The following is a 20,780-nucleotide window of genomic DNA, read 5'->3' on the forward strand; positions in this document are numbered from 1 at the left end:
TTCTCCCCTACTTCAAGCCGACTGAAACGCCACCGTCGCTTAGAATTGTCTGGCCGGTCATAAATGTGGCTTCACTAGCTACAAAAACAAAGACTTTAGCAACTTCGGCAGCTGTTTCTGCCCTCTTCATCGGTACAGTTGGTAAAACTTTCTCTAAAAAGCCGCCTTCATTAAGTGGGGTTTTAGTTAGGCCGGGAGCAACACTATTAACACGAATATTTTTATCAGCATAATCAATCGCTGCAGCTTGAGTCATACCAATAATGCCATTTTTGGCTGCATTATAAGCACCCATACCACCAGGATTATAAATACTGCCTAAAGCACTGGTATTGACGATTGAACCATAGCCTTGTTTTAAGAACAGTTTGATTTCTTCACGCATACACAAGAAGGTACCACGTAAGTCCAAATTAATCGTATTATCAAAATCTTCATCAGTCAGTTCGGCAAATGGCTTCAAAACACCGCCGCCAGCGTTATTCATTACATAATCAATCTTACCGTAATCGGAAACGATAGTTTGTAACCCGCTCTTAATACTGTCTTTATCCATGACATTCAAAATCAAGCCGGTAATCTTACCGTTATATTTCTCATTCATTTCAGTAGCAACATCCAGCACTTTCTTGTTATAGTCAGTTAAAACGACATCACTACCTTGCTTGGCAAATTCCTCACTAATAGCATAGCCAATACCTTGAGCAGCTCCAGTAACAACAGCAACTTTTCCTTCTAACATTTTTATTTTCCTCCTAATTTAAACTCTTAATTGCTTCTTCGGCAGCAATCCAGCCGGAGACAAAGGCAAAGCCGTTAGCAATACCTTCATAGCTCGGGTAGCCATCAGAATATAAACCGTTAACATTATTACCAACAATATATAAATCTTTAAGTGGGGTGCCATCTTCTTTTACTGGCTGACAGTTACGGTCAACATTGACACCGTCTAATGTTCCTAAAATTGCGCAGTGCTCAATTATTGCGTAAAATGGGCCTTCTTGAACGTCAAACAATAATTCAGCAGCCGGCTTTAAGAAAGTATCGTCTTCTTTTTGCTTAACCGCCTTGTTATAGGCATTAACACTCCTTGTGAGTGAAGAATAAGGCTGTAATAACTTCTGGGCTAATTCTTCCAGGGTATCTGCTTTTACAACTTCACCTGTTTTAACCGCATTATCAAAGTCTGTTTGAATATTAGGTAAAGGGCCCACAGTTGTTCTTGGCGTTTGTCCTACGTCACAGAACTGTCTTTCAAAAGTGTCTTCAAGATTAACTTCTTTTTGCTTAAAAGTATCTAAAGTCTTTTGGTCCAGTAAAACGTAATACATACCGTTAACGTTATGAGCAGCATTACCCCACATAGCAAAGTCGTAAACTACGTCCTCGTTTACAAAACGATTAGCGGTTTGATCCAGCCACAGTAATGGTAAATTGGTTATAGTTTCAACAGCGCTGTCTCTTTTCATAGGATTAATGTTCATGCTTGGTGCACAGCCATGGGCAAAAAGAACTGGGCGGTGACGACAATCTGCACCTAATTTATGTGTTAACCTAATTCCCGTACCCGTAGATTTGCGCTCCCCGAGGTTCAAAAGTGCTTTAGTATCTGAAAAATTGGCTGTCATCATTTCTTGACTGCCACAATAGCCGCCATCTGCAAATATTACTTTTTTAGCAGCAATTCTAATCTCTTCGCCATTTTTGTTTTTGGCAATAACAGCTTTTAAGCCATTATCATATTCCAGATCGACAGCTGCAGTTTCCAACATTACCTTATTGCCAGCAGCGGAAAATTTATCCGGTAATTTATCCCAGTTAGCCATTTTCTCTGTAAAATTATTAAATTTATGGTAAACCAGTGGATCATTTAAGTGTGCTTTTTGTTCGCTTTGTTCCACAGTTACTGGTAAACCCATTTCTGCTAACCGATCAATATTAGCACCTGACTTTTTCAAAAACCTCGCTAATAATTCACCATTAACAAAGAAGTGGTTGTAATCTGTTAATCCGTTAAAAGCTTCACGATAGCCATAATTTACATGCCGTTCTTTTTGTTCAGTGGAATTAATAGCAAAAACTCCATGAGCACCAAATTTGCCGGCACCTCCAACTTTGTTACCTTTTTCTAAAAGTACAAATGGCACATGCTTTTGATAAAGTTCAAAGCAAGCTGAAATTCCAGCCGACCCTGAGCCAACAACTACGACTTCAGTTGAAAAAGAATTCAATGTAACCTCACCCTTTCTGATAAATTTGTGATTCTTATTACAATTGAATTTTATGTCATTTTTGATAAAAGCGCTAACACATAAAAGTTGTCAGCGATAAGTTAAAGTTGTCACATGCTTAAGCATTTTTCTAAATTTAGTTGAAACCATTGGATTCATTGCTATTATCACATTAAAAGCTTTCTGCAATTGGACTGGTGCTAAGCGCTCAATATTATTGCAGTTTTGCGGTAAACTAAAGGATTCCGGTACGATTGTGATACCACCATTAAAGTTGACATTTAAACATCCAGCGGCAAAGCTGTTTACCTCTGACACTTCTTTATATTTCCAACCATTTTGACAATAGATTTTAAGCATAGCAAGCTGAATATCAGTAATACCAGTTGATTTCCAGTTTTGCATATAAAACATACTGTTTTTAGCGAGTTTCTGCTTATCGCCATGATATTGCCCTAGTTCATCTTTATTTAGCAGTAAGTCAAAACTAGTTTTTCTAAAAGGTAGGCAGTCTATTTTATTATTGCCGGCAAAGGCTAAGTCAAAGCCAACCAGTATGTCATAATTACCATTAATCAATCTTTTGATGCAAGAATCAAAATTTTCTTCGTCAAAATTTGGCTGACAAATATCTGGTATTTTTGAAGCAAATAATGCTGCGTCATTTTCAAAGCCTTGCAAAAAATGGACACGCAACAACTTTTCTGGATTTGGATCTGGATGGTGCCAAATTTCACTGTACAAATTGATAATTTCTACGCTGCGCTTATAGAAAACTTCTCCTACTGGCGTTAACGAGAATTTACCAGCAGAACGGTTAAGCAGTTTTTGACCCAACTCATCTTCTAATTTCTTAATAGCTGAACTGACTGCTGTTTCTGAAACATAGTTTCTCCTTGCTGCTGAAATAAAGCCGTGAGTTTGAACGACATCAACAAAATATTTTACTGGCATTAAGTTATAATTCATTTTGCACCTATGCTATTTAACACAAATTACTTTTTTCACATTTATAATATAAAAAATTTAGCCAACTTTAAACCGTATTCAATAGAAAAGTAGCATTAATTATCAAATATACCTTAACTGTTGGTAATTATGGCAAAAGTAAAGTAAAATGTTTAAGGATTAAAAAAGGAGTGGCATAATGTCTAGACTTGAAAAGCCTGTAGTAATTGGTATTACCGGTGGTTCAGGCAGCGGGAAAACTACCATTGCGCAAAAAATTGTTGCCCAGATGCAAGAGAATGAACACGTTTTGATTATGACCCAGGATTCATATTACAAAGATAATACTGGGATTCCTATGAGTGAAAGGAGGAACATCAACTATGATCATCCAGATGCCTTTGATGTTCCTTTGCTTAGAAAACAGTTGCAAGACTTACTAAATTATCGGTCAGTCGAGATGCCTGTATACGATTTTAAAGAGCATACCCGTAGTCAAAAGACCATTCATACTGAACCTGCCGATATCATTATTCTTGAAGGAATTTTGGTTTTAGCTAACAAAAAAATTCGTGATTTGATGGATATCAAAGTTTACGTTGACACAGATGATGATATTCGCTTTATTAGACGTTTAGAACGTGATCTAAATGAGAGGGGCCGGTCCATTAACTCTGTGATTGAACAATATTTAAGCACAGTTAAGCCGATGTATCATCAATTTATTGAGCCTACCAAGCGCTATGCGGATATTATTGTTCCAGAAGGCGGTAAAAATAATGTGGCCATTGATATGCTTACAACTAAGGTACACTCAATTTTAAGTAAAAAAGAAAAATAAAAAAGGAGTAATTGCTTCAAAGAGCAATACTCCTTTTTAAATATTTAGGCTATTTTTGGTTTCAATGCTTTATCAAATAAATTCGTAATCAGTTTAACTAAAACGCCATCAAAAACCAGAGCAGAAATGATATTGGTAATAAGCATTACGATTTGTACTTGCATACTAAATTTGCTCCAGCCATATAAAATATATGAGGGAACAAAGCACCCAAATGAAGCAAAAAACGCACCAGTTAAAACGCTTTTCCAAGTAAAATTTTGATAACGTTCTTTTTTAGGGAAAAAGCCGATTTCATTAGTGGCACCTTGGATAATTCCGGAAAGAATTGTCGTGGCACCCCACTGACCACCTATTGCCATTTCAACCACAGAAGCTAATAATTCTCCGATCGTACCGGATCCTGCAGTAGGAACAAAATACATCGCTAAAGGTCCGGCCATAAGCCATAAACCTGTAAAAACAGTATCAGTCACCGGTGCGAAACCTGTTGGCACCAACAGCATTTTTATTAAATTAAAAGCCCAGTTAAAGCCATATGTATAAATGACTCCCATAATAATTCCAATTAACGCAATTAAAATAATCGACTTTACATTCCATTTTGAAGTTCTAGTAAACATAAAAAATACTCCTAACTTTACATGTCAGTAGGAGTATCATTATTACTTAATTTTACACTTCCCTAACGCAGGTATTGTCCCGATCAGGTTCAGAGGGTATTTCTCAGCTTTTTGGCACCCCTAGTGACTGCTATTCAATTTTTACTATTATATCATACTTTAAAAAGAGCTGCAGGTTATTTTATAATTTCACCGTGACTGATGATATTAAAATTGACTAAAACTTGCCAGCTTTTCTTTAGTTAAATCACGAATAATAGCAAGCGCCAAATCAACAGATGCTTTAAAGTCAGAATAAGCACTAAAACAATAAGGAGAATGTTCATAACGAACTGGAATGCCAATCACTATGGTTGGTGCACCATTTTCATAATAAATGGCGGCTCCATCCTGGCCACCGCCAGTGCGGACAGAGCGAGTATACGGAATATTGTTCTTATCAGCTAAATCGCAGGCATATTGTTGAAATTTAGGATTAGGCAAAAAGGACGTATCCATGTCACGCAACATCGGCCCCCTCTTCAGTCCAGTTTGCGATAACCACTCTGGGGTAAAGGTATCATCTGCTGGACAAGATTCAAGAACGATTGCTAAATCAGGCTTTACTGCACGTGCTGTTACGTATGCACCACGCAAACCAACTTCTTCCTGGCTGGAAAGTGCTGCCACAACGTTAAATGCAGTTTGTTCACCTTTTAAATTATCTAGCACATCAGCCATAGCAGCTGCGCCAAAACGGTCATCAAAATCTTTGCCGAAAAACAAACCGGATTTTTCATTGTATTCACACTTGACATCCACAAAAATAGGACAACCAGTATCAATTTGATAATCATTAATTGTTTCAGCACGAGAACTGGAACCCACGTCAATAGACATATCAGCTACGTCCGGTACATTATTTTTTTCGGCCGCGGTCATAAAATGAGGCGGTTTAGTGGCCACTACACCAGGAACATATTCACCTGCACGATTTTTAATTTTTACGCGCAGAGCAGGAATATTATATTTAACCCACCCGCCAAGTGGTACAAACTTAATCATGCCGTTAGGACGGACAGCTTGGGTAATAAAGCCAACTGCATCTGAATGTGCATCCAGCTGAATTACTGGCCGGCCTGGTTTGTTTTCCTTTTTGCTGGCATACACATTGAGCATGCCATCAACCTTCACGTCAGCAAAATCTTGGACAGTTGCGGTAAATAGTTTAACAAATTCTCCTTCAAAGCCGGAGGTGGAATTGGCATCAGAAAAAGCCTTGAGCATTTTAATTTCTTGTTGTTTTTGCATTTTTTTACCTTTCACTAAAAATATCTTATTCTTTAATTTTACCAAAAACTGAGGTTGCACGTTAAAAATTTAAGCAAATCGAGAATTATCTTACTGCTTTTGACAATATAGCTACTTTTTGTACGTAATTGACCGTAAAAAAAGTGAAAATAGTTGAAAATGGTCTGTTTTTTTAGCAAAAAAATGATATAATCGAAATATTAGGAATTTAAATTGTTTTACAATGAAGGGTAGATAAATGCCAAAAAACGACAATATTAATAATATTATTGATCATAAATTGTTTAGTGAAGATGACATTCACCAAATGTGTGTTAAGTTAGGAAAGCAGCTTACTAACGATTATGCTGGTAAGAAACCTTTAATCGTCGGTGCTCTCAAAGGTGCTGTTTTCTTTTTAACTGATTTGGTTAGAGAAATGGACGTCAAAGCTGAAATTGATTTTCTCGATGTCTCAAGCTACGGTAATGAAATGGAGTCTTCCGGGAAAGTTAAGCTAGTTTCTGATTTAGCATCTGATGTGAAAGATCGTGATGTTTTAATCGTTGAAGACATTGTTGACACTGGTCTGACTTTAGACTTTATGAAAAAGTTGCTCGAAAAGCGTGGAGCAAAAAGCGTTAAATGCTGCGTTTTACTTAACAAGGAAGCAAATCGTAACGTCGACGTTGATGTTGAATATTATGGTTCAAAGGTTGGTAATGAGTTTGTAGTAGGCTATGGACTCGATTTCATGAATTATTATCGTAACCTGCGTTATATTGGTGTATTAAAACCCGAAATTATTAAACTGGTTAATAATAAATAAATAAAAGAGTTGTCACGTGGACAACTCTTTTTTAATGCCTTTATTCTTCTTGAGCCTCTTTTGCTTTTTCGTTAATATTTTTAACGATAAACCAGCGCATGAAACCCTGTTCGATATCATCAAGCTTAAATTCAAAACCCTCTAATTTAACTTTTTCGCCCTTTTTTAAGTCTGGATAATGTTCCATCATATAGCCACCAATAGTGATAATATCACTATCTTGGAAACTTTTTAAATCAGTCTTAAAATATCTGGCAAAATCATATAAAGTCGTTTTGCCTGATACATGAATATTGCCTTGCTCGTCTCTAATAATATAATCATCAGAAACGTCATCTATTTCGTCTTTAACAGTACCGAATAATTCCTCATAGATGTCTTTATCCGTGACTATTCCACTGGTGCCGCCGTATTCATCCACTACCAAAACAATTGGCGTGTGCTTTTTAATCATTAATTGCAAAATGTCTTGAATCGGCATAGATTCGGGCACTGTAATCATCGTTCTAATAATACGTGTAACTGGCACCTTATCGTCAATCTGGCTCTGTTGAATAACATCAAAAGCATAAATGTAACCAACAATGTCATCTTTATTATTATCTCGAACAACTGGAATTCTGCTTGAACCTTCATCCAAGTACAACTTAAGAGCCTGCTTGATAGAATCAGTCGAATTAATAACCACTAACCGTGTTCTATCCGTCATAATATCTTTTGCTATTTTGTCATTCAACTCAAAAGCACGTTTCATATATGTCAGATCGTTTTTATCAAGCGAGCCACCATGAACGGCTTTTCGCGATAACTTAATGATTTCAGATTGCGAGTAAACCTGATTTTCTTCATCAGCCGGCTCAAAACCTAACATTTTAAGTAGGCCATTTGAACTAGCATTAAGTAACCAAACGAAAGGATAAACCAAGGTATGGAAAAGCTGCAGAGGGGTAACAATTTTAAGCAAAATTTTTACTGGCATATCAATCGCAATATTCTTGGGCACAATTTCTGTTACTACGACTTCTAAATAGGTTAACAGAATTACACCTAAAATTGCACTTAGCGAACGAATTAGCGCATGATTAAGTTCTAATAAATTAAATGCTCTCTCAAATATTGCAGCCAAAGTATCCGCTGAAAACCAGCCCAAAACTACACCAACTAAAGTAGTTCCGACCTGTGTCGTTGAAAGGTATTCATTTAAATTATGAGTCATATGCAAAGCGCGCTTTACTTTGCGATGGTTGCCAATTTTATTAGACAACATATCTTCAAGCTGGCTGGGCCTGGTTTGAACCAAAGCAAATTCTGCAGCAACAAAGAATGATGCAAAAACAAAAATAACTAAAGTTGCTATTAAATTAGTAACTATTTGGGCTGTACTCAAAATCTATATCATCCTTATCAGTATAACCGTTAAAATTTCCTATTAAATATTTTATCATTAATAGCGCTTTATTTAAATTGAATTACTTGTCTATTTAACTAATTTATATATTTTCTCGAACGGCAAACGATCTGGATAAAATTTGGGATCATTAACCTCAGCTGCATTATCTTGATATCCTAGACCAATTGCCATACCAATGAGTTCATCTTCCGGAATTTTGCCATATTTACGCACTAATTCAGGATAAGATACCATTGAGTGTGCCGGCATAATTGACAATCCTGCATTAAGGGCCAGTAACATAATGCTCTGTGAAAAAATCCCTAAATCGTAAACTGACCAAACAGGGGAATTCTTTGGAATCGTGAGAAATGCCACATCCTGAGCATTAAACATATTGTTATTTGATTCTGAAAATAAATCCATTTTATTATTGAAAAAATATGGTTGGGTTGCTCCAACTGCAGCCATATTTTGACTGGGATATGAATCCCAATTAAGTGACAGCATTTTGACAAAATCTTCATGAGGCTCAATATTGTTCTCTATTTGAGATTTGACCTCTTTTTTTAAACCAGCAAGTGCGTCACCAGTTAACATATATACTTTCCAAGGTTGCGAGTTAAGCAGTGACGGGGATAATTGTGCCCTTTTAATAATATTAGCAAGTAACTTTTCATTAACTTTTCTATTGGTAAACTTGCGAGTAACTCGTTCATGGTTATAAACTTTATCAAATTCCATTACGACTCAAATCCTTACATATAAATAGCATTATCAAACACTCTACTTATTAAACAAAATCTCTCTAAAATTTTAAAAACAGGTAGAATTAATCAAAAACACTCGTTTTTTGCTATACTCACTTGTTTACACTTTTATATCAAGCTATAAATTAAAGTATTACTATCTAATAAATTCAGTCATATAAACATTAATTATATTAATAATTATACACAATATTGCAAATGTATTCAGTAAGATTAACAAAATATTTCTAGCAAAATTGTTCTAAGGACAACTTCTGTTTAAAGCATAAAAGCCGTTCATACTTCATTTACACTATATTAGTATTACTTAATTATATATAAATAAACAAGCAAAGCACTGATAAGTTGCTAATTTTAACACAAATGCAGAATTAAAAAACAGTTCAACTAGAAAACTAATCAAACCGTTCTTAAATTTTATATTGCCTGCGTAATTCACGCTCTTGATCACGTTTCTTAATGGTTTCGCGCTTATCATATTTTTTCTTTCCTTGGCCAACACCAATAAGAACTTTGGCAAAACCATGTTTAAGATAAACCTTCAAAGGGATAATTGCAATACCCCGCGTAGATTGATCTTTAGCAAGTCGCGCAAGTTGCTTTTTATGCAAAAGTAATCTTCTTGAACGAAGAGGTTCATGGTTATAACGATTACCTTGCTTATATTCACTAATGTGGACATTTTCGAGAAAAGCCGAACCATTAATAACTTGGACATAGCCATCGCGCAAGTTAATACGTCTTGCACGTACGGATTTAATCTCTGTACCTGTCAAAGCAATACCGGCTTCATACGTATCCTTAATAAAATAGTCATGATGTGCTTTTTTATTCTGAGCAATTAAATTCTCATTTTTTTCTTTTTTCAATTTTTCAACCTAATGTTTATATCTACTTAAATGTGGATGATTGCCATTTTTTTGAAAATTGTTACGGTAGTGACCTTTATGTGCGTGATCATTACGAAAACCCCGATTACCCCGCCTTTCAGTTTTAACGCCGCGGTTATTGTGAGGCTTTTTAGGGGCATTGGGATCATATATTTCAAAGTCCAGTTGATGTTGTTCAACATTGGCATTTGTCAAAGTGACCTTAAGAGGCATCCCTACGTGATACTGTTTATGAGTGCCACGACCAGTTAGCGTCATACTTTTTTCATTATAATTGTAAAAATCATCTGTTAAATTGGAAATGTGAATAAGTCCCTCTACAGTGTTTGGTAATTGAATAAACATACCAAAGCTGGTAACAGAAGACACTACAGCATCAAAGTGATCACCCACTTTATCAGCCATAAATTCGGTCATTTTCAAATCATTAACTTCTCTTTCAGTATCAACAGAAACTCTTTCTTGAGTTGAAGTTTGATCAGCCACATCTGGCAAATAACTGGCAAAATGATCCTGTACCTTCTTGTCAGTCCCTTTTTCACTGTAAGCGTGAATCATTCTGTGAACCATCAGATCTGAATACCTTCTGATTGGTGAAGTAAAGTGGGTATAGAACTTAGCTGCCAAACCAAAGTGCCCTAAAGGTTCTTCTGAATAATGTGCCTGCTTTAAGCTGCGAAGCATCATCATTTGGACTACAGCTTCTTCTGGAGTACCAGTAGTTTTAGCAACTACTTTTTGTAAATCAATTGGTTTAACATGGTTAGGATCAGCTGTAATATGCAAACCAAATGCACTGCAAAACTCAAAGAAGCTCTTAATACGTTCACCATCAGGAGTTTCATGCACACGATATAGAAACGGAACGTGCTTACGATAAAAGTCTTCCGCAACAGTTTCATTTGCCAGTAACATGAAGGATTCAATCATCTTCTCAGCTATTCCGCGATCGTGTAACACAATATCCGTTGGTTTACCCTGATCATCCACAATAATCTTTGCTTCAGGTTCTTCAAAGTCAATTGCACCACGTTGATGCCTCTGCTGGTATAAAATATTGTGCAGTTCAGCCATATCCTGCAGCATGGGAGCAAGTTTAACGTATTTTTCTTCAAGATCTTCATGATTTTCAGGATCTAAAACTTTATTGACATTGTTATATGTCATTCGGCCATGTGATCTCATCACTGAAGGATGAATACGATAATTAACCCTCTGTCCTTCAGGAGAAATTTCCATTTCACAGGATAATACTAATCGATCTTGACCTTCATTGAGGGAGCATATGCCATTTGAAAGCCTAAAAGGCAACATTGGAATAACGCGATCAACTAAATAAGTACTGTTGCCTCTGGTAAAAGCTTCCTTATCCAAAGGGGAATTTTCTGTCACATAGTGAGCCACATCAGCGATATGAACACCTAAATGATAGTTACCGTTAGGCAATTTCCATAACACGACTGCATCATCAAAGTCCTTTGAATCATCACCATCAATTGTAACAGCAGGCTGATCCCTAATATCCTCACGGTCTGCAATTTCAGCTTCAGTTACATGATCAGGTATGGCATTAGCTTGAGCAAGAGCATCATCGGCCCATTCAGTGCGAACGTCATGCTCTGAAACGATCGCCATAATGTCCACACCAGGTAAGTTTTTGTTACCAATGATATTGGTAACTACTCCGGTCATTGAATCGGGGTTGTTCTTGTCAGGGTAACTTGCAATAGCTACTTTAACAATGTCCTGCTTTTGAGGACGCAAACCGTCTTGGCTGATATAAACCCGATAATTGGCCAGCTTTTTATTTGAGCTTAGAACATAACCAATAAAATGACTAATTTTCACTTGGGCATCGGTCATAGGGTAAAATTCGCCCACAAGTGTCTTGGTCCCCCGCTCAAGAATTTGCTCTACTTGACCTTCAGGACCTTTACCATTCCAGGGATTACCACCTGCAGTAATCTTAACCTTAACACTGTCCCCGTCAACAGCATATTCAGTGTAGTCGCGGGCAATAAAAATATCATCAGCATCTTCATCATCAAGTTTGACGAAGCCAAAGCCCTTACTGTTAGCTTTAAATATTCCCTCAACTTCAGTATTTTCCTGCGCTAATTGGTAGTGACCGTTACCGTCAGTAATTATTTTCTTTTTTTGTTCTAAATAAGATAATGCTTTGACCATATCAGAAAAATTGCCGAGTCTGTCTCTACGTAACATACGGTCAATTTGTTCTACTTGATATTGTTTTTTAGGATTATGACGAAAAATCTCTAAAACATTAGCTAAGATGTTCTCGTTTTGTGCCATGCACTTTAACTCCATTTCCTCATTAAAAAGATAAAAAAAGTCCTCCCATCGCTTGATCGGGAGGAACCATTAGTTATTTTGAAGACAAATAAGCTAATACAATAGCAAAAGCGAAAAAGAGAACCAGTAAAACAGAGGTTACTTTTTCCATAAATGCTTCAAAACCACGTTTCTTCGTTTGACCACTAAAAACTGCACCGCCAGAGAGTGCATTCAATGCATCTTGCTGTTTTTGCGGCTGCATCATTGTCGCAATAATGATTAAGATTGAAACAATAATTAGTAGCGTCATAAATAAATTGTACAATGCGCTGCCTCCAATATACAGATACGTTACTGGTAAATTTTAGCACAAAATAGATTTAATTTCGAGTTTTATTTTTCGAGCTCCGGAGCATCAGTTTTAAATTCATTTTGTGTTGTTTTCTGATGATTTTTATACCACAGAGAAGTTTTATTTTTTGAATACAGTTTTTTCAGAGCCTTTTGCTCATTATAGTCGTAATCTTGCGGCTTCACCTTTTTAAACCATTTGGGATGGTAAAAACGTAAAAGATTGCCAGCGATAACACGGTCAGATAATGAAAGCTGAGTTGTTACTTTGTTTGATATTGCTACCAGCTCAGCCTTTAATTTTTTATCTGGCTTAATTATTTCTTCGCCTGTCTTGGTATCATAATAGGTGCTGCCAACTTTGGCATATAACGGCGTGATGAAGTCACCGTTACGTTGTGCAACTATTTGAGGTGCTTTTTTACTTAACAAGTCATGACCAAACTGGATCGTTTTTTGGTTCTTAATTCCAAGTAAATTAAGCAGTGTAGGTAGTACATCAATTTCTCCACCATAGGTTTTTTTAATGCCACCCTTTAGGCCCCTCATATGGAACATCAACGGAACCCGTTGGAACTTCAGATTATCGAAATTAGTAAATTCATCTTGGTTAAGAAGCTCTGCACTAGCCTTGTGGTGATTGCCGGAAATACCATAATGATCGCCATAAAAAACCAGCAAAGTGTTTTTATCCAGACCTGTTTTTTTCAGCCACCGCATTAACTGACCAATCGCCTGGTCGAGATAATGGGCAGTTTGAACGTAGCCATCAACCGTTTCATCACCAGTTTCAGTCTTAGCAATTGACTGATTTTTCTTATCTAAATCATAAGGATAGTGATTGGTGACCGTTATTAATTTAAGATAAAAGGGTTGCGGCAAACGTTCAATATATTTAATAGACTGAGAGAAGAAAATCTTGTCTTTTAAACCATAGCCGATGTAATATTTGGGCTTATTTTGATAATAAGAAAGCGGCATAAAATATTCATAACCAAATTGTTTATAAGCATTATTGCGGTTCCAAAAAGAACCGGCGCCGCCGTGCATAACCGCCGTAGTATATCCACCCTGTTGATTTAAAATTGCAGGGGCGCTCTCAAACGTATTTGAAGTACCATAACTGGACATGGCTGAACCAGACTGCAAACCAAAAAGAGAATTTTCCAGCATCATTTCAGCATCCGACGTTTTTCCTTGTCCAACTTGATTGTAAAAATTAGAAAAACTGAGCGTATTTTTAGCGTGATAAAGTTTATTTAAATTAGGAGTGACCTCTTTGCCTTTCCATTTGTACCCTATTAAAAATTGCTGAAAGCTTTCAAGGTGAATGATCATCACGTTTTTGCCCTTGGCTACTCCAGTATACGCACTATTGGGTTTTACATAATTAAGCTTCAAGTACTTTTTGACTGATTGCAAATCAGAAACATTTGCCTTAGCCATTTGTTCACTTGTTTGTGCAGTCTTAAATGCATCATAAACGGCATATTCATTCATACCCAAATATTTAACAATATAACTGTTGTCAAAAGTTCTCGTCAATAAACCAGGACGATCTTTTTGGGCCATCATCAAATTAATCCCTATCAGAAGAACTGCGATACCTTCAAGTAAAAGATTAAATTTAAGCTTTAAAGGTCGTAAATCGTATTTAACTATCTTGCTAACCATCAAGATAATAACTAGGGCAATATCAATGAAAGTTAAAAAATCAGTTGCCCGGGTAATCCCAACAATACTTTTACCTAAATTATCCGCTGTTGAGCCGGAAGTCTTAATAATTGATAACGACAAAAAATTAGAAAATTCACGATAATAAAGAATGTTGGCAAATAACCACAAACTGAGTACAAAATCAGTTGCAATCAAAATCCAATATGATTTTCTGCCTTTAAAGAAAAGACTAATGCCCAATAAAAGCAAGCCTGCTGGTAAAGGATTTAAAAACAACAGAAAATTCTGCATTGCACCTTCAGCACCGAGATTAAATTTTGTCAGATAAATAACGTAAGTCTTTAACCAAAAGGTCACTAAAACAATAGTAAAAAAGCCTAGTTTGGTTTGTGTCAGCCATTGTAGAAAAGACTTGATCCGTGTCATCTTATTCTCCTCTCACTAAGCTTATATCTTACCCTTAACTGCAGTTATAAGCAGGGATTTTAATAAAAATTAATTATTTGACGGGCTCACTACTTTTTTAGGCTTAAATATCCAGCCAAAAATTCCTAAGATCATGCCAAAAAAATAGGTCACAAAGCGCCACAAAAACATCCCTACAATTAACCTACCATTGGAGGAAATAAAGGTAGAAAACAAAGTCTGAAAACTATATTCTGCTCCGCCGGATGCTCCCGGAATTGGTATTATCGCCATAAACATGATAATCATAATATTCATTTGCGTTACGCTCGCCCAATCAGCTGGTACGTTTAACGTAACCAAAGTCATGTAAGGGATGGAATAAAAGCATAATAGCTGTAAAACGGTTAGTATGCCACAAACAATTAACTTCTTTTTTTCCTTTTTTAATTTTTGGCTTTCACCATAAAAAGTATCAATCTTTTCAAGTGTGTTTTGGCGCCAAACACTGACACGATCTCGATTAATAAATTTAGCAAGCAAGTTCATGATCCAATTAGCAGCATTTTTAGTCCAGTTATAGGCAAACAAAATTGCAAGCAAAAAGATGATCGAACCAACATGAATCAAAAAGCCAATGGCAATGAAAATAGCTAAACCGGCAAACTTAGTTGCTACCATGTGAAAGCCGGTAACGATTGTCGTGACATAAGCCAAAAACACTACAATTTGATAGATAATGAACTTCATAAGAAGAAGTGAAGTTGCACGACCACCTTCAATGCCCATTTGCACCATTGCAGCTAATTGCGAAGGCTGTCCTCCAGTTGACATCGGAGTGATTGCATTAAATAGGGCTTGAATTAAAGGGATTCTGAAAAAAGACCATTTCGAACGCTTCGGCTCATTTTTACGTTCACTTAAAACGGCTAAAATGCTGGCTTCAAAAACATAAGAAAGAAGCATTAAGCCGAACACCAAAATTAAAGCAATAACATTGATATTACGAGTTGCCTGCTCTAACTGGGCAACAGGAGTTGATCTTAAATCAACATATAAAACAATACCACTGATTAAAAGAACGACGGCAACGCCCCACAAGTGCTTTTTATTCATTAGCGAATTTGTCCTAATTTCCGGCCGATTTCATATTGCTCGTGATAAAACTCATCCCAGATCCGTGCCAGATTGTCCTCTGAGTATTTGGCACTAGCTGCAGCAGACAGTTCACTATATTTATTTAAAATGGCTGGATCTTGGGCTGCTGCCTGCAATTGATTATTCATTTCTGTAAAATCGTGCCCTTTCATGTAATAGCCACTAATTATTGCCTGATATAAGTCAAGATCTCTTAATAAGACTGGCGTTCCACAACTAAAGGCTTCAAGTACAGACATAGGAAACAGTTCATCATAAGATGGCAAAACAAATAAATCCGCTATATTGAGATAATCAACGAGTTTTTGTCGATCGATAATTCCTGTAAATTTGAGATTTTTGGGTGGATTATCTACTAATTTTTTAAAATGGTCATAGCCATCTGTTATTTTTCCAAAAGAAAAACCACCTGCCCATATAAATTGCATTTTTGGATTAGCCACAGCCAGTTTTGCAAAGTCATCAACCCCTTTGCGTTCCTGTACTTGGCCATCACCAAAAACAACAAATTTATCAAGGGGTATACCCAGCTGATGACGAAACGCGTTCTTTTTTTCTTGTCTTTCAGGATAAAATTCATCTTTAGCCACAAAGTTAGGAATATATTTAACGTTTTCGCGTTTTATGCCATATTTAACCAACTTATCTATAAAAATTGGATTAACAACGACTATTTCATCCATTCGTTTATAAAAATCAATCACATATTTGTAAAAAACTTTTTTTGCTAACGGTGGCAACTTTACCGAGCCTTCAAGAGTTTCAGGCAAAAAATGCACATAGCCAATTTTGCGGCCACGGGCTGGTGAAAAACTGTTAGCAAAATAAGTGGGGTTCACAGTATGATAATGAGTCAGATCGCTTGCACCATATTTGTTATTTGTAACATAAAACTTATCGACTAAGTGCGTTCTAAGTAAGTGAATTAATTCTATGTATGCTGAACCAACTCCTTGCCCTTTTACAGACGCAGCCTGTGAAAACATATTAATTCTAATCATTTGACTCCTCTTTGTGATCCTTTTGATAATCTGAAATTACATCCTGATAGAATTGATAAACTGAACTGGCAAATTTTTTAGCCGATATTTGATCCATTTTAGCGGCTAACTTTTCAGTTGGAATTGGCTTGCGCCCTTTTCTTAAATAAAACAATATTTCGCTTAGCATTTCACCAGGTCCGTTAAAGACTTTGCCAAATTCATCATCATCAAAAACATGTTCTGTATAATCCGTATCATAAACGACGCATTTTGTGCCGGAAGCTAAAGCCTCAATGTAAGTTAAACCCTGTGTTTCAGTGTCACTGGCTGAAACAAACAAGTCTGCCATTTTATAGTACGAACCTACATCATCATGAGGTACATCACCTGTAAATATTACATTATCTTCTAATGTTAGTCGTTCAACCTGCTCCTGCAAAATCTCCATATCAGGGCCGTCCCCAGCAATTACTAAACGAGTTTCAGGAAATTCGTCAATAATTTCCGGCATAGCATTCAAAATACGGTCAATCTTTTTTTCTTCAGCAACTCTGCTCAAAGTTAATAAAACAGGAGCATCAGCAGGTATACCTAGTTCCTGGCGCATATCAATATTAGCTGCTTTATTTAAGCTATTTACGTCTACTCCAGTCGGAATTACTCTCATAGGTATATCTACCCTATAACGCTTCAAAAGTGCTTCTACGCGCTTACTAGGGGCAATAACACCATCCATATTTTTTAAGTAAACATTGGTAAATTGCTTGACATGATAAGGTCTCAGCAAGTGACCATTCAAAACATAATGTAAGTAATCTTCATACATAGTGTGATAAGTATGGATTGCAGGAATTTTCAATTGATGGGCAACATATTTCCCTATCAAACCCAAAGCAAATTCAGTTTGAGTGTGGACAATATCAAGTTTAACTTCCCGAGCCACTTTTGTAGCCTCAAAAAAGCCCCTGAATGCAACACGGCGGTCAGTAAATGAAATAAAGGGAACACTACTAAAGCGAAAGATATTAGCCTCAACTGCTCCCTTTTTTATATGAGGATCAGTAGTAGTAAAGATAAATACATTATGACCTTGTTTTTCAAGAGCATCTTTTAAAGTTTTGATTGATGTGGCTACACCACTTAATTGCGGAAAATATGAATCGGTAAAGATACCTATATTCATCTGAAATACCTCCATAAAAGGTATTATAAAGATTACACAAAGCTTGTGCAATTTTTATATAATATATATTTACTAAAATAAAAGCAGCCCTCATAAGAGAGCTGCTCCAACAATAGCGGTGATCGGGGTCGAACCGATACGTCCTAAACGGACACCAGATTTTGAGTCTGGCGCGTCTGCCAATTCCGCCACACCGCCATATCAATAATTTAAAATTAACAGTTCAATGAGTGAACCGATAAAGGCGGGGATCGGATTTGAACCGACGATTAAGGTTTTGCAGACCTCTGCCTTACCACTTGGCTACACCGCCATCGAATTTTATTAACAATAGATTGGGATAGCTGGATTCGAACCAGCGCATAATAGAGTCAAAGTCTAGTGCCTTACCGCTTGGCTATATCCCAATGCTAGGGCGGAATATGGGATTCGAACCCATGTATGCCGGATCCACAAACCGGTGTGTTAACCCCTTCACCAATTCCGCCATGAAGGTTAACAGGGATAGTAGGAATTGAACCCACACTAGCGGTTTTGGAGACCGATGTACTACCTTTATACGATATCCCTATTATGGAGGAGGGTGGATTCGAACCGCCGAACTCAGAGAGAGCGGTTTTACAGACCGCCGCGTTTAGCCACTTCGCTACTCCTCCAGGTGATGGCGCGGGACGGAATCGAACCGCCGACACAAGGAGCTTCAATCCTTTGCTCTACCGACTGAGCTACCGAGCCATCCTACGGTCCATATCAGATTTGAACTGATGATCTTCTCCGTGACAGGGAGACGAGATAAACCACTGCTCCAATGGACCATATTGCGGGAGGTGGATTTGAACCACCGGCCTTCGGGTTATGAGCCCGACGAGCTACCAGACTGCTCCATCCCGCGATTATAATAAAGGAGGATGTGGGATTTGAACCCACGCACGGCAAGACCGTCTAACGGTTTTCAAAACCGTCCCCTTAAGCCACTTGGGTAATCCTCCAATTGTAAATATACCAAAGAATGGTAATGACCCGTACGGGATTTGAACCCATGTTACCGCCGTGAAAGGGCGATGTCTTAACCACTTGACCAACGGGTCATATTTATCGTTCTTACGTCACAAGACGCTTAATTATAATACCGAACTTATTACTAAAAGTCAACTATTTTTTTATTTTGTTGCTTCTGTAAATCCTGTTAGTTCCTGAATCACAACGTTATTAATAATACAGGATTATGATTCATCTTGCAAGAGTTTTGTGCAAAAAGTTGGATAATTTTCGCATAAAACTTTTTTATTGCAAAGCCTAGAAAAATTAAAACTTGTTGCTCAATAAAACCTTAGTAATAATTGAAATTTACCAATCAAAAAGACCGTTAGAAAAATCTACGGCCTTTTTATTATATAGCGGAGACTGAGAGATTCGAACTCTCGCACCAGAATAACCCGATCTACACCCTTAGCAAGGGCGCCTCTTCAGCCACTTGAGTAAGTCTCCACAATGGGCCTAAATGGACTTGAACCATCGACCTCACGCTTATCAGGCGTGCGCTCTAACCAGCTGAGCTATAGGCCCCAAAAAGCGGGTAACGAGAATCGGACTCGCGACTAAAGCTTGGAAGGCTTTCGTTTTACCACTAAACCATACCCGCACTAATAATAAATGGCGCGGGACGGAATCGAACCGCCGACACAAGGAGCTTCAATCCTTTGCTCTACCGACTGAGCTACCGAGCCATCCTACGGTCCATATCAGATTTGAACTGATGATCTTCTCCGTGACAGGGAGACGAGATAAACCACTGCTCCAATGGACCATATTGCGGGAGGTGGATTTGAACCACCGGCCTTCGGGTTATGAGCCCGACGAGCTACCAGACTGCTCCATCCCGCGATTATAATAAATTAAAAGTACAAACAAACTCCATACTTTTATGGACCTTGTAGGACTCGAACCTACGACAGGACGGTTATGAGCCGTCTGCTCTAACCAACTGAGCTAAAGGTCCAAGCTCTGGGAAATAGCGGCGGGGGGGATCGAACCCTCGACCTCCCGGGTATGAACCGGACGCTCTAGCCAGCTGAGCTACACCGCCAACAAATGTAACCATATATTAGATTACAATCGGGAAGACAGGATTCGAACCTGCGACCCCCTGGTCCCAAACCAGGTGCTCTACCAAACTGAGCCACTTCCCGTTATTATGCGCCCTGAAGGATTTGAACCTTCAACCTTCTGATTCGTAGTCAGACACTCTATCCAGTTGCGCTAAGGGCGCATCACTAAATGCCGAGGACCGGAGTCGAACCGGTACGGTTGAAACCAACCGCGGGATTTTAAGTCCCGTGCGTCTGCCAATTCCGCCACCCCGGCAAGTAATGAAAGCGGAAGACGGGATTCGAACCCGCGACCCCCACCATGGCAAGGTGATGTTCTACCACTGAACTACTTCCGCGTAATATGGAATGCCGATTATACGATTTGAACGTACGACCCCCTGTTTACAAGACAGATGCTCTACCAACTGAGCTAAATCGGCAAAATGTAAATATGGTATATATTATTGGCGAATACGGGTGGTGGGACTTGAACCCACACGTCCGAAAACACTAGAACCTAAATCTAGCGCGTCTGCCAATTCCGCCACACCCGCAAAATGGGGCCATGAGTCGTGACGGGCTTGAACCGTCGACCCTCTGATTAAAAGTCAGATGCTCTACCAACTGAGCTAACGACTCGGAATGGAGGATACAGGGCTCGAACCTGTGACCTCCTGCTTGTAAGGCAGATGCTCTCCCAGCTGAGCTAATCCTCCATATGCACGGCAGCGTCCTACCCTCGCAGGCAGTCTCCCACCAACTACTCTCGGCGTGAAGAAGCTTAACTACTGTGTTCGGCATGGTTACAGGTGTTTCCTTCTTGCTCTTGCCACCGTACTTTTTCTTT

Annotated in this window: 16 protein-coding genes, 27 tRNA genes, 1 rRNA gene and 1 riboswitch; of the genes, 2 read left to right on the forward strand and 42 right to left on the reverse strand. The window is 38.0% G+C overall.

Going from position 1 to position 20,780, the window contains the following annotated elements; translation table 11 throughout:
• Positions 1-7: 7 nt before the first annotated feature.
• The 3 genes from AAA915_RS03040 to AAA915_RS03050 all read right to left on the reverse strand — a co-directional run bounded on the left by AAA915_RS03040 (position 8) and on the right by AAA915_RS03050 (position 3,200).
• Entirely contained in the window at positions 8-742 is a 735-nt protein-coding gene (locus tag AAA915_RS03040; protein WP_338199768.1) for an SDR family NAD(P)-dependent oxidoreductase, read from the reverse strand.
• Between the two features lie 13 nt (positions 743-755).
• A complete protein-coding gene (locus tag AAA915_RS03045) occupies positions 756-2,231 on the reverse strand; it encodes an FAD-dependent oxidoreductase (RefSeq protein ID WP_338199770.1) in 1,476 nt (491 codons plus the stop codon).
• A 90-nt stretch (positions 2,232-2,321) separates the two neighbouring features.
• Entirely contained in the window at positions 2,322-3,200 is an 879-nt protein-coding gene (locus AAA915_RS03050) for a LysR family transcriptional regulator (protein WP_338199772.1), read from the reverse strand.
• Positions 3,201-3,378: 178 nt separating this feature from the next.
• Between AAA915_RS03050 and udk the strand changes: the two genes are divergently transcribed.
• Positions 3,379-4,020 carry a uridine kinase gene (gene udk / locus AAA915_RS03055; protein WP_338199774.1) on the forward strand — a complete coding sequence of 214 codons (642 nt, stop codon included), beginning with the start codon at positions 3,379-3,381 and terminating at the stop codon, positions 4,018-4,020.
• A 44-nt stretch (positions 4,021-4,064) separates the two neighbouring features.
• Here the strand turns inward: udk and AAA915_RS03060 are convergent, their stop codons facing one another.
• A complete protein-coding gene (locus tag AAA915_RS03060; protein WP_338199776.1) occupies positions 4,065-4,643 on the reverse strand; it encodes an ECF transporter S component in 579 nt (192 codons plus the stop codon).
• Between the two features lie 42 nt (positions 4,644-4,685).
• Positions 4,686-4,775, reverse strand: a riboswitch (TPP riboswitch).
• Positions 4,776-4,850: 75 nt separating this feature from the next.
• Positions 4,851-5,933, reverse strand: a complete 1,083-nt coding sequence (locus tag AAA915_RS03065; RefSeq protein WP_338199778.1) for a M42 family metallopeptidase — start codon at positions 5,931-5,933, stop codon at positions 4,851-4,853.
• A gap of 238 nt (positions 5,934-6,171) precedes the next feature.
• Between AAA915_RS03065 and hpt the strand changes: the two genes are divergently transcribed.
• Positions 6,172-6,741 (forward strand): hypoxanthine phosphoribosyltransferase, encoded by a 570-nt coding sequence (gene hpt, locus AAA915_RS03070; protein WP_174795526.1) that lies wholly within the window; start codon positions 6,172-6,174, stop codon positions 6,739-6,741.
• A gap of 40 nt (positions 6,742-6,781) precedes the next feature.
• Here hpt and AAA915_RS03075 read toward each other — a convergent pair whose 3' ends face one another.
• The 37 genes from AAA915_RS03075 to rrf form a co-directional block, all read right to left on the reverse strand.
• Positions 6,782-8,128 carry a hemolysin family protein gene (locus AAA915_RS03075; protein WP_338199781.1) on the reverse strand — a complete coding sequence of 449 codons (1,347 nt, stop codon included), beginning with the start codon at positions 8,126-8,128 and terminating at the stop codon, positions 6,782-6,784.
• Between the two features lie 90 nt (positions 8,129-8,218).
• Positions 8,219-8,875, reverse strand: coding sequence for a nitroreductase (locus AAA915_RS03080; protein WP_338199782.1), 657 nt, complete (start codon positions 8,873-8,875; stop codon positions 8,219-8,221).
• 436 nt (positions 8,876-9,311) lie between these two features.
• The gene (gene smpB, locus AAA915_RS03085) at positions 9,312-9,770 is read right to left on the reverse strand and encodes an SsrA-binding protein SmpB (RefSeq protein WP_338199784.1); all 459 of its coding nucleotides are present in this window, start codon (positions 9,768-9,770) and stop codon (positions 9,312-9,314) included.
• A gap of 9 nt (positions 9,771-9,779) precedes the next feature.
• The gene (gene rnr, locus AAA915_RS03090; protein ID WP_338199786.1) at positions 9,780-12,104 is read right to left on the reverse strand and encodes a ribonuclease R; all 2,325 of its coding nucleotides are present in this window, start codon (positions 12,102-12,104) and stop codon (positions 9,780-9,782) included.
• 73 nt (positions 12,105-12,177) lie between these two features.
• On the reverse strand, positions 12,178-12,411 hold the full coding sequence (gene secG / locus AAA915_RS03095) for a preprotein translocase subunit SecG (RefSeq protein WP_046324479.1): 234 nt from the start codon (positions 12,409-12,411) through the stop codon (positions 12,178-12,180).
• A gap of 68 nt (positions 12,412-12,479) precedes the next feature.
• Positions 12,480-14,540: an LTA synthase family protein gene (locus tag AAA915_RS03100; protein ID WP_338199789.1), complete on the reverse strand. Its 2,061-nt coding sequence runs from the start codon at positions 14,538-14,540 to the stop codon at positions 12,480-12,482.
• Positions 14,541-14,609: 69 nt separating this feature from the next.
• Positions 14,610-15,635, reverse strand: coding sequence for a lysylphosphatidylglycerol synthase transmembrane domain-containing protein (locus AAA915_RS03105; RefSeq protein WP_338199791.1), 1,026 nt, complete (start codon positions 15,633-15,635; stop codon positions 14,610-14,612).
• On the reverse strand, positions 15,635-16,678 hold the full coding sequence (locus AAA915_RS03110) for a glycosyltransferase family 4 protein (RefSeq protein ID WP_338199793.1): 1,044 nt from the start codon (positions 16,676-16,678) through the stop codon (positions 15,635-15,637). The genes AAA915_RS03105 and AAA915_RS03110 overlap by 1 nt, the downstream gene beginning before the upstream one ends.
• Positions 16,671-17,843 carry a glycosyltransferase family 4 protein gene (locus AAA915_RS03115; protein WP_338199795.1) on the reverse strand — a complete coding sequence of 391 codons (1,173 nt, stop codon included), beginning with the start codon at positions 17,841-17,843 and terminating at the stop codon, positions 16,671-16,673. Before AAA915_RS03115 ends, AAA915_RS03110 begins: the two co-directional genes overlap by 8 nt.
• Positions 17,844-17,956: 113 nt before the next feature.
• Positions 17,957-18,041 (reverse strand) — tRNA-Leu (locus tag AAA915_RS03120).
• Between the two features lie 44 nt (positions 18,042-18,085).
• Positions 18,086-18,156 (reverse strand) — tRNA-Cys (locus AAA915_RS03125).
• 22 nt (positions 18,157-18,178) lie between these two features.
• Positions 18,179-18,250, reverse strand: a tRNA-Gln gene (locus AAA915_RS03130).
• Between the two features lie 7 nt (positions 18,251-18,257).
• Positions 18,258-18,330: transfer RNA gene (locus AAA915_RS03135), tRNA-His, on the reverse strand.
• Between the two features lie 12 nt (positions 18,331-18,342).
• Positions 18,343-18,413, reverse strand: a tRNA-Trp gene (locus AAA915_RS03140).
• 4 nt (positions 18,414-18,417) lie between these two features.
• Positions 18,418-18,499, reverse strand: a tRNA-Tyr gene (locus AAA915_RS03145).
• A gap of 6 nt (positions 18,500-18,505) precedes the next feature.
• Positions 18,506-18,578, reverse strand: a tRNA-Phe gene (locus AAA915_RS03150).
• Between the two features lie 6 nt (positions 18,579-18,584).
• Positions 18,585-18,658, reverse strand: a tRNA-Asp gene (locus AAA915_RS03155).
• Positions 18,659-18,661: 3 nt separating this feature from the next.
• A tRNA-Met gene (locus AAA915_RS03160) sits at positions 18,662-18,735 on the reverse strand.
• A 10-nt stretch (positions 18,736-18,745) separates the two neighbouring features.
• Positions 18,746-18,832: transfer RNA gene (locus tag AAA915_RS03165), tRNA-Ser, on the reverse strand.
• A 27-nt stretch (positions 18,833-18,859) separates the two neighbouring features.
• Positions 18,860-18,931: transfer RNA gene (locus AAA915_RS03170), tRNA-Glu, on the reverse strand.
• 310 nt (positions 18,932-19,241) lie between these two features.
• A tRNA-Ser gene (locus tag AAA915_RS03175) sits at positions 19,242-19,331 on the reverse strand.
• Between the two features lie 4 nt (positions 19,332-19,335).
• Positions 19,336-19,409, reverse strand: a tRNA-Ile gene (locus AAA915_RS03180).
• A gap of 5 nt (positions 19,410-19,414) precedes the next feature.
• Positions 19,415-19,485, reverse strand: a tRNA-Gly gene (locus tag AAA915_RS03185).
• A gap of 12 nt (positions 19,486-19,497) precedes the next feature.
• Positions 19,498-19,570, reverse strand: a tRNA-Phe gene (locus AAA915_RS03190).
• Between the two features lie 6 nt (positions 19,571-19,576).
• Positions 19,577-19,650: transfer RNA gene (locus tag AAA915_RS03195), tRNA-Asp, on the reverse strand.
• A 3-nt stretch (positions 19,651-19,653) separates the two neighbouring features.
• Positions 19,654-19,727, reverse strand: a tRNA-Met gene (locus AAA915_RS03200).
• A gap of 41 nt (positions 19,728-19,768) precedes the next feature.
• A tRNA-Ile gene (locus AAA915_RS03205) sits at positions 19,769-19,842 on the reverse strand.
• Positions 19,843-19,855: 13 nt separating this feature from the next.
• Positions 19,856-19,929 (reverse strand) — tRNA-Met (locus tag AAA915_RS03210).
• Between the two features lie 29 nt (positions 19,930-19,958).
• Positions 19,959-20,032, reverse strand: a tRNA-Pro gene (locus tag AAA915_RS03215).
• A 6-nt stretch (positions 20,033-20,038) separates the two neighbouring features.
• Positions 20,039-20,112 (reverse strand) — tRNA-Arg (locus AAA915_RS03220).
• Positions 20,113-20,121: 9 nt separating this feature from the next.
• Positions 20,122-20,207 (reverse strand) — tRNA-Leu (locus tag AAA915_RS03225).
• Between the two features lie 10 nt (positions 20,208-20,217).
• A tRNA-Gly gene (locus AAA915_RS03230) sits at positions 20,218-20,289 on the reverse strand.
• 11 nt (positions 20,290-20,300) lie between these two features.
• A tRNA-Thr gene (locus tag AAA915_RS03235) sits at positions 20,301-20,373 on the reverse strand.
• A 32-nt stretch (positions 20,374-20,405) separates the two neighbouring features.
• A tRNA-Leu gene (locus AAA915_RS03240) sits at positions 20,406-20,487 on the reverse strand.
• A 12-nt stretch (positions 20,488-20,499) separates the two neighbouring features.
• A tRNA-Lys gene (locus AAA915_RS03245) sits at positions 20,500-20,572 on the reverse strand.
• 4 nt (positions 20,573-20,576) lie between these two features.
• Positions 20,577-20,649: transfer RNA gene (locus AAA915_RS03250), tRNA-Val, on the reverse strand.
• A 4-nt stretch (positions 20,650-20,653) separates the two neighbouring features.
• Positions 20,654-20,770, reverse strand: a 5S ribosomal RNA gene (rrf, locus tag AAA915_RS03255).
• Positions 20,771-20,780 lie beyond the last annotated feature (10 nt).

Origin of the sequence: Lactobacillus rizhaonensis, assembly GCF_036246345.1 — a bacterium.
In the GTDB taxonomy this organism is placed as follows: domain Bacteria; phylum Bacillota; class Bacilli; order Lactobacillales; family Lactobacillaceae; genus Lactobacillus; species Lactobacillus rizhaonensis.

What these genes read in the sequence shown, in the direction of transcription:
- AAA915_RS03040 (WP_338199768.1), bottom strand. Translation starts at nt 742, where the DNA reads ATGTTAGAAGGAAAAGTTGCTGTTGTTACTGGAGCTGCTCAAGGTATT.
- AAA915_RS03050 (WP_338199772.1), bottom strand. Translation starts at nt 3,200, where the DNA reads ATGAATTATAACTTAATGCCAGTAAAATATTTTGTTGATGTCGTTCAA.
- udk (WP_338199774.1), top strand. Translation starts at nt 3,379, where the DNA reads ATGTCTAGACTTGAAAAGCCTGTAGTAATTGGTATTACCGGTGGTTCA.
- AAA915_RS03060 (WP_338199776.1), bottom strand. Translation starts at nt 4,643, where the DNA reads ATGTTTACTAGAACTTCAAAATGGAATGTAAAGTCGATTATTTTAATT.
- AAA915_RS03065 (WP_338199778.1), bottom strand. Translation starts at nt 5,933, where the DNA reads ATGCAAAAACAACAAGAAATTAAAATGCTCAAGGCTTTTTCTGATGCC.
- hpt (WP_174795526.1), top strand. Translation starts at nt 6,172, where the DNA reads ATGCCAAAAAACGACAATATTAATAATATTATTGATCATAAATTGTTT.
- AAA915_RS03080 (WP_338199782.1), bottom strand. Translation starts at nt 8,875, where the DNA reads ATGGAATTTGATAAAGTTTATAACCATGAACGAGTTACTCGCAAGTTT.
- rnr (WP_338199786.1), bottom strand. Translation starts at nt 12,104, where the DNA reads ATGGCACAAAACGAGAACATCTTAGCTAATGTTTTAGAGATTTTTCGT.
- AAA915_RS03100 (WP_338199789.1), bottom strand. Translation starts at nt 14,540, where the DNA reads ATGACACGGATCAAGTCTTTTCTACAATGGCTGACACAAACCAAACTA.
- AAA915_RS03105 (WP_338199791.1), bottom strand. Translation starts at nt 15,635, where the DNA reads ATGAATAAAAAGCACTTGTGGGGCGTTGCCGTCGTTCTTTTAATCAGT.
- AAA915_RS03110 (WP_338199793.1), bottom strand. Translation starts at nt 16,678, where the DNA reads ATGATTAGAATTAATATGTTTTCACAGGCTGCGTCTGTAAAAGGGCAA.
- AAA915_RS03115 (WP_338199795.1), bottom strand. Translation starts at nt 17,843, where the DNA reads ATGAATATAGGTATCTTTACCGATTCATATTTTCCGCAATTAAGTGGT.